The organism is Symploca atlantica LB2515, assembly GCF_052546295.1.
The window spans coordinates 1,518,592-1,532,259 of record NZ_JBQWMT010000001.1 but is presented as its reverse complement, the minus strand read 5'-3'; the positions used below and the strand labels follow the sequence as shown (position 1 = coordinate 1,532,259).

Here is a 13,668-nt window from a genome sequence, read left to right as displayed (position 1 = left end):
GATTAGGAAGTGGGGAGTAGGATTCATGATTTTTGATAGTCATAAATTATCTCACGACTCTTGAGATTTTCCAACATTTTGAGGGAAATGTCATCGCCGAAGAAAACATGAGAAAAATGATCGTAAGCAGCAAATTGAACAGAACCATTAGATTCAATTTCAAGATGTAAAACCTCAAATGTTAAACGACCATTAGCTGCCAAAAGCTGTATCACTTTCTCCATATTACTCAACTTTAGTTTAATAAGCAGGCTAGAGCCAGCGAGTATGCTATTGCTTCCTGGAAACGGAGATTGTGATCCAATGAGCTGAGGTTCAATCAAAGAGAAATCAATATTATTCTGAATAAGCCAAACCGCTAATTGAGTTTTATCACCAGCTAATTTACTCACTACTGCCTCAAACAGTTCTTCGAGAGCATCGTAATTTGGTTCTATCGTACCTTTAGAATTCATCGTTAGGTGATATCCTTTGATTTTTTTCTAGTAGAATACTCACAGCATCTACAATGAGGTTAGGTTGATCTATCCACACAAAATGGCCACTGTTATTAGCTTGAAGTTCAAGAAAATTTGTTGATAGATTGCGCAATTCTCTATGCATTTTTTCTCTTAGTTGGTTGGCACCTCGTAAAGGAATAAAAAACGTCCAAATAGAGGGTTTAAAAAAGGAACTTGCTTTGATGCTGACTATGGGCATTGAACCCAACTGGTTAGCGATACTAACCTGACGTGCACTTTTATTTAAATTCAGCATTTCTCGACTCATCGTAATCCAATGCTTAGAACGATAAAAAGAATATTTGACTGAGTTGAGAGAATCTTTAGAAAACTGTCGTAATTCAGGTTTTAGTAGTTCAAATAGTCCATAGAGGCCTAATAGCCTAATAATCCCTAGTATTGAGCCTATCGTAGACATCAAAAAGCCAGAAATAAAGAAGAGTTTTAAAACTTGTAACTGGATAGACATTTTCAGCATTCCTGTCTCATGAAGTCCATCTGTCAGTACGATTCCAATGACTTTCTCCGGGAAACGATGGGCATATAATCGGACATTATAGCTGCCAAAAGAATTTCCTACTAAAATGTATGGTGGTTCAATTCCTGCTTGGGTGAGCAGCGTATCTAATTCCGTCACAATTTGGTTACTAGTTCGAGGATGAGGGCTGTGATCACTCCATCCATATCCAGCTCTATCGTAAATGCAGACTCGTGTTAACTTTGCCAATTCTTCTATTAGGAAATAGCCCTCTATTCCCCCTAAACTATGGTCTAAAATAATGGTTGGACTCCCTTCCCCTGCAATGCAGAAGTGCAGGCGATAGCCACCCACATCAATGAGTTGACCAGGTGGAGATTTTTGATTTTCCAACCAGCAGGCGATCGCCTGATAAAGTGTTGTAGCAATAAGTAGGAGAACTCTAACTGAAATTGACATCATTAGCTCTACTGATTTGAATAAATTTAAGCTGCATGGCATTAACAATTGTTTGAGTGATCGCTATTAAGATAATTACCCCTGACAAACTTAGGAGTTCTTTTGCAGCGATCGCCACAGTAACGAAAAACTCTGGAATATCTCTGATTGACTCAACTCTTCCTAGATAGTCATATCTGTATATCAATCTCTTTAGTAGATACGATGCAATAAAAATGGCGTACATTACAGGAACTAAGCGATAGAGGAGGAATCCGCAACGGCGCAAGCTATCTGTCTCTGCCTTAAAGTAATGCGCAATTGTCATCAGTGTATTCCAGATGCCCCAGAGGTTAAAACCGGGCAAGATAAAGCGACATAAGGAATCCCAAGCAGCAATCGGGTAACTGCTATAGCACTGGTGTAAGTCCTTGTGCAGACGATAAATCCAAACGAATAACAGCAGTAGTGTTGCCAGAGATAATACAAGCGACGGGATAAGTAGATCATTCAGTAAATGCTGTAAGGTGACAATTGTTGGGGGATTCACTGGTATGGCTAGTTCAATTAATGTGAGAATTACTGAAAGTCCGTCTAATGCCAGAAAAATACGAAGCAGCCATAAGAGAACCTTAGCAACTCCTACCGATTTTAGTCGAACCGTTAACTTAGACTTTCTCATCGTGAATTTCCCTCGATTAAGGGCGCTGTAACACTAAAATTTCGCTGTTGTAACTATCTGAATTGCCTGTAATTCCAACTAGGAGTTTGCCATCTGGACTAACTACCAAATTACTCAAATTATCCTTGTTGAAATTATCTTTATTTAAAGTTGCTTCCAGCTTGGCTGTTTGTAGATTCCATACTGCTAAACCCTTTAAGGTACTACCAATCATAAAATTACGGCTGAGGGCAATATCAGATGGTTTGAACATCCAACGAGAAAAACGTTCTTTTGTCTTTACTTTTCCTGTTGTTAAATCTGATATTTTTAAATCGAAAGATCTTTTTGCTTGTTTTGTAAAAGTTCCTCGTTTAAGGCTAATCAGTGTATGTCCATCTAAGCCAATGCGTGCTGAGTCTAAAGGTCTAAAAAACTTTTGGAGGACTTGTTGCTGGTTTGTTGTTACATCCCAAGCGATAAGTTGACTAGCTGGTGAAGTAAAAAGTACCGTTTTGCCATCTGGACTAATGTCATCAAAATGGAGATATGGCAATCTTGCTTTTTGCTCACCTGTGGCAAGATCCCAGACTTTGATCTCAGGATCTCTACCCCGATCAAGACTAATAATGGTCTTCCCATCAGAGGAAATATCAACATGAGTAACATTGCCAGAATGACCTGTGAGTAGCCGAGGAGGTTTATCTGAGGTAATGTCCCAAATGCGCACCAGGCGATCGCCACTACCACTGACAACGGTTTTGCCGTCAGGTGCGATCGCCACAGCTTGAATTTCTCCTGAATCACTCTGAAGAGTCTTTCTCAACTGTCCTGTTTGCAAATCCCAGACTTTAATTGCCTTATCTTTTCCACCACTAATCAAAGTATTACCGTCATAACTGATAACAATAGCAAAGGCAGTAGGATGACCCTCTAGGGTGCGAACAACTGAAAAATCACAGTAGGGAGATTTGATTTGATTATGGGAACAGTACATCCGCTTCTGTTGAACAAAGGGTAGAACTTCCAAAGGATCATCTCCGAGAAGAACTAGTATGATGAACCCCACCAAAGCCAACAAGAAGTATTTGCGTTTCAAGTCACCGATCTTTAAAATTTTCATCAGCTTTTTCCATCTAAAATTTTGCGATCGCCAATTATCTTATGGCTTTTGATAGAGATTAGCCTTTCCAAGGAATTATAAAATATATAGCGTTTCTCATACTCGTGAGATACATACAATTTTCTTCCCTATTTCCTGTTCCCTATTCCCTATTCCCTAAAACCCAAAAGTTTGTACCTCACCTAATTGAGAACTACTATACTCTGTATATTTATAAGGCGGCAAACAGAAATAAAACTCGTTTAGATTTCAAATTTACGGACGCTGCAACACTAAAATTTCGCTACTATAACTGTCTGAATTGCCTGTAATTCCAACTAGGAGTTTGCCATCAGGACTGACAACTAAGTGACTCATCTGCTGTTCATCTAGAGTTGCTTCTAGTTCGGTCGTTTGCAGATTCCAAACTTTGAGTCCCTTATGGGTACTGCCAAAAATGCGATCACGACTCAGGGCAATATCACTAACCCCTTGTTGTTTAGGAGAAGAAGACACACGTCCCTGTACCTTAAGCTTTGCCGTTGTCAGATCCCATACCTTCAAATAAGTTACAGGTTGTCTATAGAACCCATTTGGGATCTATCTAGCCATTTGCCAGTCTTTTGAGCATCAGTCGGACAAAACAAAGATTAATTTTGGTGGTAGAATTCTCAAGAGTTTTTTCAAAGTTCTTGACCAAACTTTTACATCTCTCCATCCAAGAATTGCTTCTTTCAATAACCCACCTTGCTTTGACTGGAACAAAACCTGTTTTTCCTTCTTTTTCTTTTTGGGTTTTGTCTGGTTTGGCTGATAGATTAAATCTAATCTTGGTCATTATCTGGGGATAAACTTTTTTCAACTCTTCTGCCAATTTTTCAGGATGATATCCGTTGTCAAGAAGGATAGTAATTTTGGGAATATTGACAGGTTTAGATTGGAAATAATCAATATTATCTGAGAGCATTTCAATTAAGCCCCGGTCATCGGAAATCGATGCTTTGGTGCAGTGAGTAAAAAAAGGAAATCCCAAAGTATCTACGGCTAAGTGCCTTTTGATGCCGTTTGTTGATTTGTAAAAACAAAAACCAGACGATTCTTTACTAGCATTACAAGTGTTCTTTACCGCCTGTGAGTCAATAATTATTAAGGTTGTCCATAATGGTTTTTTTTAACCTTCTGCCGCAGTTGTCCATGCAGAATATCTCGTATTTTCTCAATTATTCCTTGTTCTCGCCACTGTTTGTAATGCCAAAATACAGTCGAATAGGGAGGTAGATCTTTTGGCAAATCACACCAATTACAACCATTTTTGAGTTGATAGAGAACCCCATCTAAAATTTCCCTCTTGTCCATGTTGGGGGTTTGGTTCTTTTTTCTTAGGTAGGAGGGGTTCAATAATTTCCCACTCTTTATCTGTCAAACTGCTTGAATAGCTCATTGTCTCTTAGATCAACTCAAGTTATGGAAGGTGCCAAGCACCTTCGACAAAGAACGGTGCAGGGCAATCACACAGTTCGAGTAAGTTTGTATTCGATAACCAGTATCTTGGATTATTATACCGGAGAATGTAAAGATACCAAATGGGTTCTATATGAGGTAGTAACTGCTGTCTGTCCATCTAGACTGATACGTGGAGAGTAAAAATGGTTAAACCATGATGTCTGGAGGACTTTTTGTTGGTTTGTTGCTAAATCCCATGCTAAAAATTTGCTGCCTAAGTTAACCAGTGCCGTTTTGCCATCGGGGCTGATAGTTAAGGTCTGGAAATATGGCGAGTTATCTTCAATCAGGATTGAATCACCTATTTCGATCTCCATAGGAGAGAAATTTGGCAATGTTACTTTGAGTTTACCTGTTGCCAAATCCCAGATTTTAATCTCGTCATAACTCCTACTAATAATCGTCTTGCCATCAAATGAAATCTCGACTTTACCGATATCGCTAGAATGACCCTTGAGCATCTGGGGACGCTGATTTGAGCTAATATTCCAAATACGAACCATGCGATCGCCACTACCACTGACAACGGTTTTGCCGTCAGGTGCGATCGCCGTTAACCCAATTCAGCCACACCCGAAGGTTAAAATTGGCATAGATAGCCTAGGCTAAATTAATATGACTGTAACAGGGCTTCTTCCCACTCTCAAAAATCTTTCCCGCGCTGACAAGCTGAGAATTATGCAGTTTTTAGTCTTTGAGCTTGCTAAAGAGGAAGAGGCGATAGCGAAGCGCTGCTGCGAAGCGCAGATAGCGACAAGTTTTTCAGCGGAATTAGAAGATGAACAAGCGTGGAAAAATAGCTTTGAATCTACTAAGGATGAGCAATGGGATAGTCTAGCCCAAATGGTGCGTCAGGAAATTGTTGCTGGTGATATCACTCCGCTTGATGATGTTTTTCCACCTAAGTCATGAAATCGAGTGTAACCAAAGCATTTTAGGAGTTTGAGGCGTAGTGACACCGAATGTTGAGCTTTTGAAAATAGAGTTCCGAGAATTCTGCGTGAATCATTTATACATACGCAGTATCCACGATATTTTTACTACAGCTGGAATTAGTCAAGGACAATCAGAAAAGACGTTAAGTGGCGAACGTAGATCACTTGTTGAAGACTACTATGCCTCACTCAACTGGAAGAGTATTGATGAAGTACTTCGCAAATTTGCCAAAGTTTTAGAAAAAACACTCATGCTGAGCTGGGTTAGTCAAGAAGATAAGCAGGAATTACGTTTGCTTTGTGAGAAGCATGGTTTTGAGATAGACAAAGACGGTTACAAAGTCTATCTCAAAACAGCAGGAGTAGGTAGTAGTGTTAAGAATTTAATCTTTGCCGCAGATGGAGAAAAACCGGAAATAATCTTATCTGATTCAGTAAGTAACGATATTGATATAGTTAAAAACGCTGAATATTGTCTTGTATATAATCGCCCTATTAAATCCCATGGTCTGCTCTGGAAAGAACTCGTTGATTGGTGGCGAGAGAGAGAGAATATTAATGATAAGACTGATAGAGATGTCGGTCGGATACTTTACTCACGTCTACGCAAGTCTCTATCTTCTGAGCCTGAAAAGCTTTTGTTTAAAACTTACTTTAGTAAATTCTATAAACCTTCTAACGATCAACTTCCTGCGTTAATTCCACAAATTTATTTACACTATGACCCCTATACCATGAAACAGTTACAGGAGCAAAAACGTTTAGTACGCCAAAGGATGGATTTTCTACTCTTACTCTCTGAAAGAATTAGAGTGGTTATCGAAGTTGATGGACAACATCACTATTCTGAACAAGGTAAACCTAGCCCACGCTTATACTCTGAAATGGTTGCTGAAGATAGACGTTTGAAACTTGTTGGTTATGAAGTCTATCGCTTTGGAGGTTATGAACTTAGTGGAGAGAATGCGGAAGAGCTAGTAGAAAAGTTTTTTAGTAGCTTATTTGAACGACACGAGGTAGCACAGAAATGTGATCGCCTATTCCCCATCTCTAACTAAAACTAAAAACCCAACATCCAGACAAAAGGGGCGCGACAAAAGCCACACCCCCTTACCTAACTAACTCAACTCAAACAAGCAGCCAAATCCTCATCCGGTGTTGTAATTGCCTTCAGCTGATATTTCTCCGACAACTTGAAAAAGGCTATATATATAGTCTGAGCTAGGATTGACACTCCCGCCGCTAAATCAAAGGCTTGCCCTCGAGCAAAGCGAAGGGTTATAGCGGGGGATTCTTCCTTCAACCAGCGAACTTAGTATCTTGATTTTCATCAAGACAAAAGAGGCTCATCTGTCCGGAAGCGTTGGTCCAGTATTCCTGGAATGTTCCCGCATGCCCTGCGGTACGTAGTCCTAATTTGAGAATGTTTTTCGCCGCGTTTTCATCACGATCTAATACAGTTCCACAACCGCATTTGTGAGTTCTAGTACTAAGCGATTTCTTGACGGTTGCGCCGCAATTAGAGCAGTTTTGACTAGTGTAGTGGGGAGGTACGGACACGGTTACCGTGCCAAATACCTTCCCAAAGTATTCCACCCAAGTCCTAAACATCGTCCAACTAGCATCAGAAATAGACTTAGCTAGTTTGTGGTTGTTCACCATATTTCGCACTTTTAAGTCTTCATAGGCTACCAAGTCGTTAGACCGGATTACGCACAATGCAGTCTTAACTGCAAAGTCTTTACGTTGCCTACTTACTTTGAGGTGCTTTCTTGCAAGCTTTTGCTTGGCTTTCTTGTAGCTACTTGACTGAGCCTGACCTTTCTTGAACTTTCGAGAGACTCGCTTCTGTAGGCGCTTTAGGGCTTTTTCAGACTTTCTCAGGTACTTGGGACTATCAATCTTGTTACCATCAGAGTCTGTGTAGAAAGCACAGATGCCAACATCAAGTCCTACAGTTTTACCTGTTGGCTGTCTCTCCTCAGTCCGGTCATAGTCGATACAAAACTGGACATAAAAACCGTCAGCTCTACGTACTACCCTGACTCGCTTGATTTGCTCAAGTTGGTAGTAGTTTAAGTTTCGACTGCCGTAGAGTTTGAACTCGCCAGCATTGAAGCCGTCAGTGAAGGTTATTCTGTCTCGATTTTCAGACAGCTTCCAGCCCGTGACTTTGTATTCTACTGAGCCGTGGGCGGGTCTATTTTTCTTGTATTTTGGGTAGCCTTTCTTGCCTGGTATCTGCTTTTTGCAGTTATCGAAGAACCTAGAAATAGCTGCCCAAGTACGCTCTGCCATAGCTTGACGAGCTTGTGAGTTAAGGTTTTTAGTCCAAGGGAAGTCTGTATTTCTGGCTAATCGCGTGACGTATTTGTATAAGTCGTTCCGACTCTTGGCGTTGCCATCTTCCCAAAAACGAAGACAAGAATTACGGATAAACAAACCAGTGCGAATGGCTTCGTTTAGCCTCTCGTACTGGTTTATATTTCCCTTTAACTTGGCTTCGTAGACTAGCATTTATCACTTAACAACCACGATAAAATACTAGCACAAGTGCTTTTCACTGGCAATTCATCTCACCGCTAAATCAGAGATTATAGCGGGAGCTTTCTTGCCGAATTAGGTAAGTAAACAATGACAATACTCGAAGAAACTTGGCAACACGAGTATATCGAGAGTAATGGTGTCAAGCTGCATTATGTGACGCAAGGAGAAGGGCCACTGATGCTGATGTTGCACGGTTTCCCAGAGTTTTGGTACTCTTGGCGTCACCAAATCCCTGAATTTGCCCAGGATTATAAGGTAGTTGCCCTAGACTTACGTGGCTACAACGAAAGTGATAAACCACCAGAACCATCAGCCTATGTAATGAGTGAGTTTATCAAAGATATTGAAGGGGTGATTCAAGGGCTAGGATACGATCGCTGTGTCTTAGTAGCTCATGACTGGGGTGGTTTGATCGCGTGGAGTTTTGCTAATGCTCACCCAGCAATGGTAGAGCGGTTGATAGTGATGAATATACCCCATCCTGCGAAGTTTTTTGAAGGTGTGCGCACTCCAGAGCAGTTGATGCGTAGCTGGTACATCTTTTTCTTTCAGCTACCCATGTTACCAGAGATGTGGTTACAGGCGTCTGACTACGAAATAATCGGCAAAATGTTCACCGAGATGGCCTGCGATAAAAGTGCTTTTACCCCGGCAGATATCGAAGCCTATAAGAATGCTGCGGCAAAGCGCGGTGCACTCACAGCAATGGTTAACTATTACCGCAATGCTTTTAAAGGTGGGCAAACAAATTGGCGTGTACTTGAAGTACCAACTCTGATGATTTGGGGTGAAGAGGACACCGCTTTGGGTAAAGAATTAACTTACGGAACTTCAGAATATGTCAAAAACTTGCAAATTCGCTACATTCCCAACTGTAGCCACTGGGTACAGCAAGAAAAACCAGAGTTAGTCAATCAGTATATGCGAGAGTTCCTTGCAGGATTTTGATGACAGCTTAAGCTGCTCAATGAGAAGATAATCAGTGTCCGACAATCGGCAACTTTTATTTTTTAACCAGTCTAATTTCCTTGTTTACACAGTTTCGAGAGAAGATAAAATGAACATCCTAACCCAGTCAAAAAAAACGTGGCAGACACTAGTCACGGGATACCGATTTATGCAGCTTGTTCAAGCTCCCTATGGAGACTTCAGGGCACTCGGACGACTGTCTAACGTCATTAATACACCCGATAAATTGAAACTAATTATCCAGTTTCTGGGTTCTCATGAACAAGGTCGAAAAGCCTTAAAAGAGCATCCCAGACTAGGATATATTGATTTACAACAACTTCATCAGCTACCTCAAAATACCCTCGGTTACCTTTATGCCGACCACTTGATTAAAAATAGTTTAACTCCCCCTTCAGTGCCGGATACGGTTGATGACTATTCCTTTCCTCGTGTTCATCTTCTGGAAACCCACGATATCTGGCATGTGGTAACGGGTTGTGGTACAACAAAAGCCGGAGAAATCGAGCTAGAAGCCTTTTATACCGTCCAATTTTACCCATCCCCGACATTTTTGGCACTGCTGGCTAAAAATTTAATGAAAACAGCCATTGAAGATATAGAACTTTGCGAACAGCATATGAATGCCCTATCAAGAGGATGGATACGAGGAAAGCAAGCTGAACCTTTATTTGGCATTCAATGGAATACCAAATGGGAAATACCTTTAGAAGAGTTGCGTACTCAGCTAAACCTTAACCAATCATCAGACAGGACTGTAGAACTTTTGCCGATTGGTTAGCCATGGGAGCATTACCTGCATAACTCAGCAGCAATTCTAACTCAACTAGTAGCACAAATAACGTTTTGTCTTAATTCTAGTGACCTAGTTAGTTTGAGTTTCATGTAAATACCATTCTGCTATTTTTCTAAGCCATCTTCTCTCGTAGGGTGGCTTTAGTTTTTCATGGTAATCTGATGAACCAACTCGAACACCAAGCCTATCTTCAACGGCTCAGTCCCTGGTGCATCATCAAACCACTTGCCAATATGCAACGGCAAGTGGTAGGTCGCTTTCGCAACCGCTCTGATGCTGAAGGTCATCTCCAAGTCTTAAGCCGTCTAGTTGCTAACGCCACCTACATCATTGTTTTCGACCCACCGTTAGAGCCACCAGACTCAATAGATACTTAGGGAAAAGGAGTCTACTTCTCACTCTTTCTCTTACAGGCATTACTTTTTGTTTACCGTACCGTCGGAAACTACCTGCTTAAATTCACTGGCAAAGTCATCGATAATAGCCCTTTGCTTAATATTTAATGGCTTGTTACCGCCAGTTAAATCATGAAGCAGTAAGTAAAAACAGGGGATGATCAACAAAGTTAGTAAAGTTGCCAGAGATAAACCAGAAAATACGACAACTCCTAGGGGTTGTAGAAACTCTGAACCTTCTCCAATCCCTAAAGCTAAAGGAAACAATCCTAAAACAGTAGTAATTGTGGTCATCAAAATCGGTCGCAGGCGTTGGGGAGCAGCTTGCAAAATCGCAGTTTTGCGGTCAACGCCTTCGCTTTCGTAAATCTGGTTAGCAAATTCCACCATAATGATTGCATTGTTAACCACAATTCCCACCAGTAGCACCGCCCCAACTAAGACCATTGCTCCCATGGCGGTTTGGGTTATGTAAAGTCCCAAAATACCCCCAGCCAGGGAAAGAGGCACCGTGAACATGATTATCAGAGGGTCAACCAGCGAGTTATACTGCACAGCCATGACCACAAACACCAAGAAGGCTGCTAAACCCCCCAGAATCTTCAGAGAATCTTGCAACTGTTGATTAGTCTCGCTCGTGGAACTTGGTACAATGCTGACACCATCAGGTAACTCTAAAGAAGCTAACACAGCATCAGTTTGAGCGATCGCCTCACCTAGAACTGCTCCTTCAGCCAGATTCCCGGCAATTTGGAAAACTTGTCGCTGGTTAATTCTTTGAATTTCTCCCGGTGCTTGACCTTTTTCGATAGTGGCAACATCTGCTAAGCGAACTTGGCGGTTGTCCCCCACTAATAAAGGTAACTGCTCTAACTGCGTCTGACGTCGCAAAGATTCTTGGTCTAGCTGCACCCGCACATCCACCAAGCGCTCTCCTCGCTGTAGTTGCGTTGGCACTGAACCATCAATCGCTGTCTGGATTGTACTGCCAATTTCTTGTGCCGTTAACCCAAACTCCGCAACCCGTTCCCAGTCGGGTCGAATCTGCACTTCTGGCTGTTTAGGGTCAGCATCTGGGCGGAAACGGGCCAAGGTTACTTGTTCATCGAGAGCTTGCAGCACTTGACGTCCCGCCTGTTGCAGCTTTTCTTGGTCAGTTCCCTGGAGAGTCACATCAACATCTGCCCCCCGTATTGGCGAGTTGGTTAGAATAATACCCCGTACCTCACCTGGTCTGATGCGTAAACGAATATCGACTAGATTGAGCTTGTCAAACTCCTGACTCACTCGTTGCACAAAAGCCTCAATATCAGTACCTGGCTTGAGGATAATCGTACTCGAACCCCGCAGAGTGTTTTCTGAGGTATTACTACCAAACAGCGAACCCCCGGAAGTCGTGAAAGCATTCTCGGTTTCTGGTTGAGAGAGGATGATTTTGTCAACAATGTTCATCACTCTCTGATTAGTTTCCAGGGTAGTCCCCGGCGGAAATTGAGCAGACATTGAGGCTTGTCCGGTGTTAATTCCGGGTAAAATTTCTTGGGGGATCTGACCAGCTAAAGACAGACTACCACCGCCGAGAACCAGAAAAGCCACCACAATAACCACTAGTCGATAACGCAGTAGAAGGTTGAGGAAACTCCTGTAACCTCTAGTTGCCGCTTCAAAGCGCAAATTAAACTGTCGCAATGGCCAAAACTCACCGATGCGACTTGACCAACGCACCGTCAGTAGGCGCGAGGTTAGCATGGGCACAACAGTTAGCGCTACCACCAGCGAAGCCGCTACAGAAAAGCTGATAGTGAGAATTAATTCACTAAATAGCAGTGAGAAGAAACCACCAATTAACAAAAACGGTAGCACCGCAACTAAATTAGTACTGGTAGAAGCTAGTAAAGCCGATTCTATGGCTCGACTGCTATTTTCTGCCTGTTCAATAACAAGTTGGGAATTAACTTTCTTATTGCCTATTTTCTGACCTGGACTGATGCCAACACCTTCGGCAATAGTTTCCAGCATCACAATCGCATTATCGACCACAATCCCCACACCTAATGCCAAGCCACCCAAGCTAAAGACATTAAGAGACAAACCAAAAAGTTGCATGAGGATAACTGCTGCCAGAGTTGCCAGGGGGATTGCCACCACAATAATTAAGGTCTGACGCAAAGAACCCAAGAACAACAACACAGCGAAGGCTGCTAGCGCTGTACCAATAAGACCGGAAGTAGTCACATTGGCAATTGAGTTACGGATAAAGATCGACTCATCCAAGGTGGTGATTAATTCCATATCCTCTGGAATCAAGCCCGACTCTTGCAGTTGTTCGATACGTTTTTTGACACTATCTACCACTTCAATCGTGTTAGCATCTGGCTGCTTTTGCACACTGACTTTAATTGCTGGTTCCCCATTGAGGGCGACAAATACTCGCTGTTCTTCAGTGCCATCAATTACTTCAGCAAAATCTCGTAAATAGACACGGCGAGTGGCTTGGGAATTAGGCAGCAGGGAAGAGGAACCAGAAGTAGCTTCGAGTTGACTTGTGCCAGAAGCACCACCTACCTCAAAGGAAAGATTACGTATTTCTTGAACATCTTGAAAAAGTCCGACGGTACGGGTTAAAGGTTCTGCTTCCTGCCCGCGCAAACGTCCACCAGAAACATCTTGATTACGCTCTTCCAGTGCATTTAAGATTTCAGTTACACCAATGCCCAAGCTTTGTAAACGTTCTGGGTCAATTTTGACCAGTACTTCTTCTGAAACCCCCCCCGAAACATCAACTGCTGCCACCCCAGGTATCACACTCAGTTCTCGACCAAGTTCTTCATCGGCAAATACTCGCAAATCGACATCCTGTAGGGAGGGAGATTTTAAAGCAACTTCGTAAACTGGCAATTGGGAAGGGTCGAATTTGAACAAGCGGGGTTCTTCAACAGTATCTGGTAATCTACCTTGGGCACGGTTAAAGGCAGCCGTCGCATCATTCAAGGCTTGGTCAATATTGCCTCCCGGTCGGAAAAACAGGTCTAAACTGACCCGTCCTTCACGGGTTTGAGAATAAACTTGCACCACTCCTTCTGTAGCACTTAAGGCTTCTTCCAAAGGTTTGGTGATTTCCTGCACTGCTACCTCCGGTGAGACACCAGGAGAAGAGAGTCGCAAGCCAATCCGAGGATAGGTAATTGAAGGCAGCAAATCAACCTGAATCTGGGCAAGGAAAAAGACTCCCAGTACAATTACTGTCAGGGTAAGCATCAGGGTGCCGATATGACGGCGAATTGCGATCGCGCTAAAGCTAAATCCAGACATTAGTTTTCGTTGTTGGTGGATGGTGGTTACTC

Annotated in this window: 15 protein-coding genes; 5 read left to right on the top strand and 10 right to left on the bottom strand. The window is 42.3% G+C overall.

The genetic code is table 11. The features are described 5' to 3' along the window. Positions 1 to 23 precede the first annotated feature (23 nt). From ACT7WV_RS06580 to ACT7WV_RS06545, 8 genes are all read right to left on the bottom strand, one after another. On the bottom strand, positions 24 to 455 hold the full coding sequence (locus ACT7WV_RS06580) for a hypothetical protein (RefSeq protein ID WP_445102139.1): 432 nt from the start codon (positions 453 to 455) through the stop codon (positions 24 to 26). Further along, entirely contained in the window at positions 445 to 1,437 is a 993-nt protein-coding gene (locus tag ACT7WV_RS06575) for an alpha/beta hydrolase (protein ID WP_463424224.1), read from the bottom strand. The genes ACT7WV_RS06580 and ACT7WV_RS06575 overlap by 11 nt, the downstream gene beginning before the upstream one ends. Then, positions 1,421 to 2,098: a hypothetical protein gene (locus tag ACT7WV_RS06570; protein WP_445102137.1), complete on the bottom strand. Its 678-nt coding sequence runs from the start codon at positions 2,096 to 2,098 to the stop codon at positions 1,421 to 1,423. Before ACT7WV_RS06570 ends, ACT7WV_RS06575 begins: the two co-directional genes overlap by 17 nt. Before the next feature lie 16 nt (positions 2,099 to 2,114). Then, positions 2,115 to 3,200, bottom strand: coding sequence for a WD40 repeat domain-containing protein (locus tag ACT7WV_RS06565; RefSeq protein WP_445102136.1), 1,086 nt, complete (start codon positions 3,198 to 3,200; stop codon positions 2,115 to 2,117). Between the two features lie 255 nt (positions 3,201 to 3,455). Beyond that, on the bottom strand, positions 3,456 to 3,743 hold the full coding sequence (locus ACT7WV_RS06560; protein WP_445102135.1) for a hypothetical protein: 288 nt from the start codon (positions 3,741 to 3,743) through the stop codon (positions 3,456 to 3,458). 40 nt (positions 3,744 to 3,783) lie between these two features. Further along, entirely contained in the window at positions 3,784 to 4,323 is a 540-nt protein-coding gene (locus ACT7WV_RS06555; protein ID WP_463424206.1) for a transposase, read from the bottom strand. 2 nt (positions 4,324 to 4,325) lie between these two features. Beyond that, a complete protein-coding gene (locus tag ACT7WV_RS06550; RefSeq protein WP_463424149.1) occupies positions 4,326 to 4,535 on the bottom strand; it encodes a transposase in 210 nt (69 codons plus the stop codon). A gap of 200 nt (positions 4,536 to 4,735) precedes the next feature. Further along, a complete protein-coding gene (locus ACT7WV_RS06545) occupies positions 4,736 to 5,230 on the bottom strand; it encodes a WD40 repeat domain-containing protein (RefSeq protein ID WP_445105587.1) in 495 nt (164 codons plus the stop codon). A gap of 67 nt (positions 5,231 to 5,297) precedes the next feature. Between ACT7WV_RS06545 and ACT7WV_RS06540 the strand changes: the two genes are divergently transcribed. Further along, on the top strand, positions 5,298 to 5,594 hold the full coding sequence (locus tag ACT7WV_RS06540; protein ID WP_445102133.1) for a hypothetical protein: 297 nt from the start codon (positions 5,298 to 5,300) through the stop codon (positions 5,592 to 5,594). Positions 5,595 to 5,634: 40 nt separating this feature from the next. After that, positions 5,635 to 6,675 (top strand): hypothetical protein, encoded by a 1,041-nt coding sequence (locus ACT7WV_RS06535; RefSeq protein ID WP_445102132.1) that lies wholly within the window; start codon positions 5,635 to 5,637, stop codon positions 6,673 to 6,675. Positions 6,676 to 6,916: 241 nt separating this feature from the next. On the opposite strand, the gene ACT7WV_RS06530 is transcribed toward ACT7WV_RS06535, so the two are convergent. Further along, entirely contained in the window at positions 6,917 to 8,134 is a 1,218-nt protein-coding gene (locus ACT7WV_RS06530; protein ID WP_445102131.1) for an RNA-guided endonuclease InsQ/TnpB family protein, read from the bottom strand. Positions 8,135 to 8,251: 117 nt separating this feature from the next. Here ACT7WV_RS06530 and ACT7WV_RS06525 point away from each other — a divergent pair, with 117 nt between their 5' ends. From ACT7WV_RS06525 to ACT7WV_RS06515, 3 genes are all read left to right on the top strand, one after another. Beyond that, positions 8,252 to 9,112, top strand: coding sequence for an alpha/beta fold hydrolase (locus ACT7WV_RS06525; RefSeq protein ID WP_445102130.1), 861 nt, complete (start codon positions 8,252 to 8,254; stop codon positions 9,110 to 9,112). Between the two features lie 109 nt (positions 9,113 to 9,221). After that, positions 9,222 to 9,914 (top strand): Coq4 family protein, encoded by a 693-nt coding sequence (locus ACT7WV_RS06520; protein ID WP_445102129.1) that lies wholly within the window; start codon positions 9,222 to 9,224, stop codon positions 9,912 to 9,914. Positions 9,915 to 10,090: 176 nt separating this feature from the next. Next, complete coding sequence (locus ACT7WV_RS06515; RefSeq protein ID WP_445102128.1) at positions 10,091 to 10,306, top strand: hypothetical protein; 216 nt, start codon at positions 10,091 to 10,093, stop codon at positions 10,304 to 10,306. Between the two features lie 39 nt (positions 10,307 to 10,345). Here the strand turns inward: ACT7WV_RS06515 and ACT7WV_RS06510 are convergent, their stop codons facing one another. Then, entirely contained in the window at positions 10,346 to 13,636 is a 3,291-nt protein-coding gene (locus ACT7WV_RS06510) for an efflux RND transporter permease subunit (protein WP_445102127.1), read from the bottom strand. Between the last annotated feature and the right edge of the window lie 32 nt (positions 13,637 to 13,668).

Excerpts from the sequence above, each read along its gene's own strand:
- ACT7WV_RS06580 (WP_445102139.1), bottom strand. The coding sequence starts at position 455 with ATGAATTCTAAAGGTACGATAGAACCAAATTACGATGCTCTCGAAGAA.
- ACT7WV_RS06575 (WP_463424224.1), bottom strand. The coding sequence starts at position 1,437 with ATGTCAATTTCAGTTAGAGTTCTCCTACTTATTGCTACAACACTTTAT.
- ACT7WV_RS06570 (WP_445102137.1), bottom strand. The coding sequence starts at position 2,098 with ATGAGAAAGTCTAAGTTAACGGTTCGACTAAAATCGGTAGGAGTTGCT.
- ACT7WV_RS06565 (WP_445102136.1), bottom strand. The coding sequence starts at position 3,200 with ATGAAAATTTTAAAGATCGGTGACTTGAAACGCAAATACTTCTTGTTG.
- ACT7WV_RS06550 (WP_463424149.1), bottom strand. The coding sequence starts at position 4,535 with ATGGACAAGAGGGAAATTTTAGATGGGGTTCTCTATCAACTCAAAAAT.
- ACT7WV_RS06540 (WP_445102133.1), top strand. The coding sequence starts at position 5,298 with ATGACTGTAACAGGGCTTCTTCCCACTCTCAAAAATCTTTCCCGCGCT.
- ACT7WV_RS06530 (WP_445102131.1), bottom strand. The coding sequence starts at position 8,134 with ATGCTAGTCTACGAAGCCAAGTTAAAGGGAAATATAAACCAGTACGAG.
- ACT7WV_RS06525 (WP_445102130.1), top strand. The coding sequence starts at position 8,252 with ATGACAATACTCGAAGAAACTTGGCAACACGAGTATATCGAGAGTAAT.
- ACT7WV_RS06520 (WP_445102129.1), top strand. The coding sequence starts at position 9,222 with ATGAACATCCTAACCCAGTCAAAAAAAACGTGGCAGACACTAGTCACG.
- ACT7WV_RS06515 (WP_445102128.1), top strand. The coding sequence starts at position 10,091 with ATGAACCAACTCGAACACCAAGCCTATCTTCAACGGCTCAGTCCCTGG.
- ACT7WV_RS06510 (WP_445102127.1), bottom strand. The coding sequence starts at position 13,636 with ATGTCTGGATTTAGCTTTAGCGCGATCGCAATTCGCCGTCATATCGGC.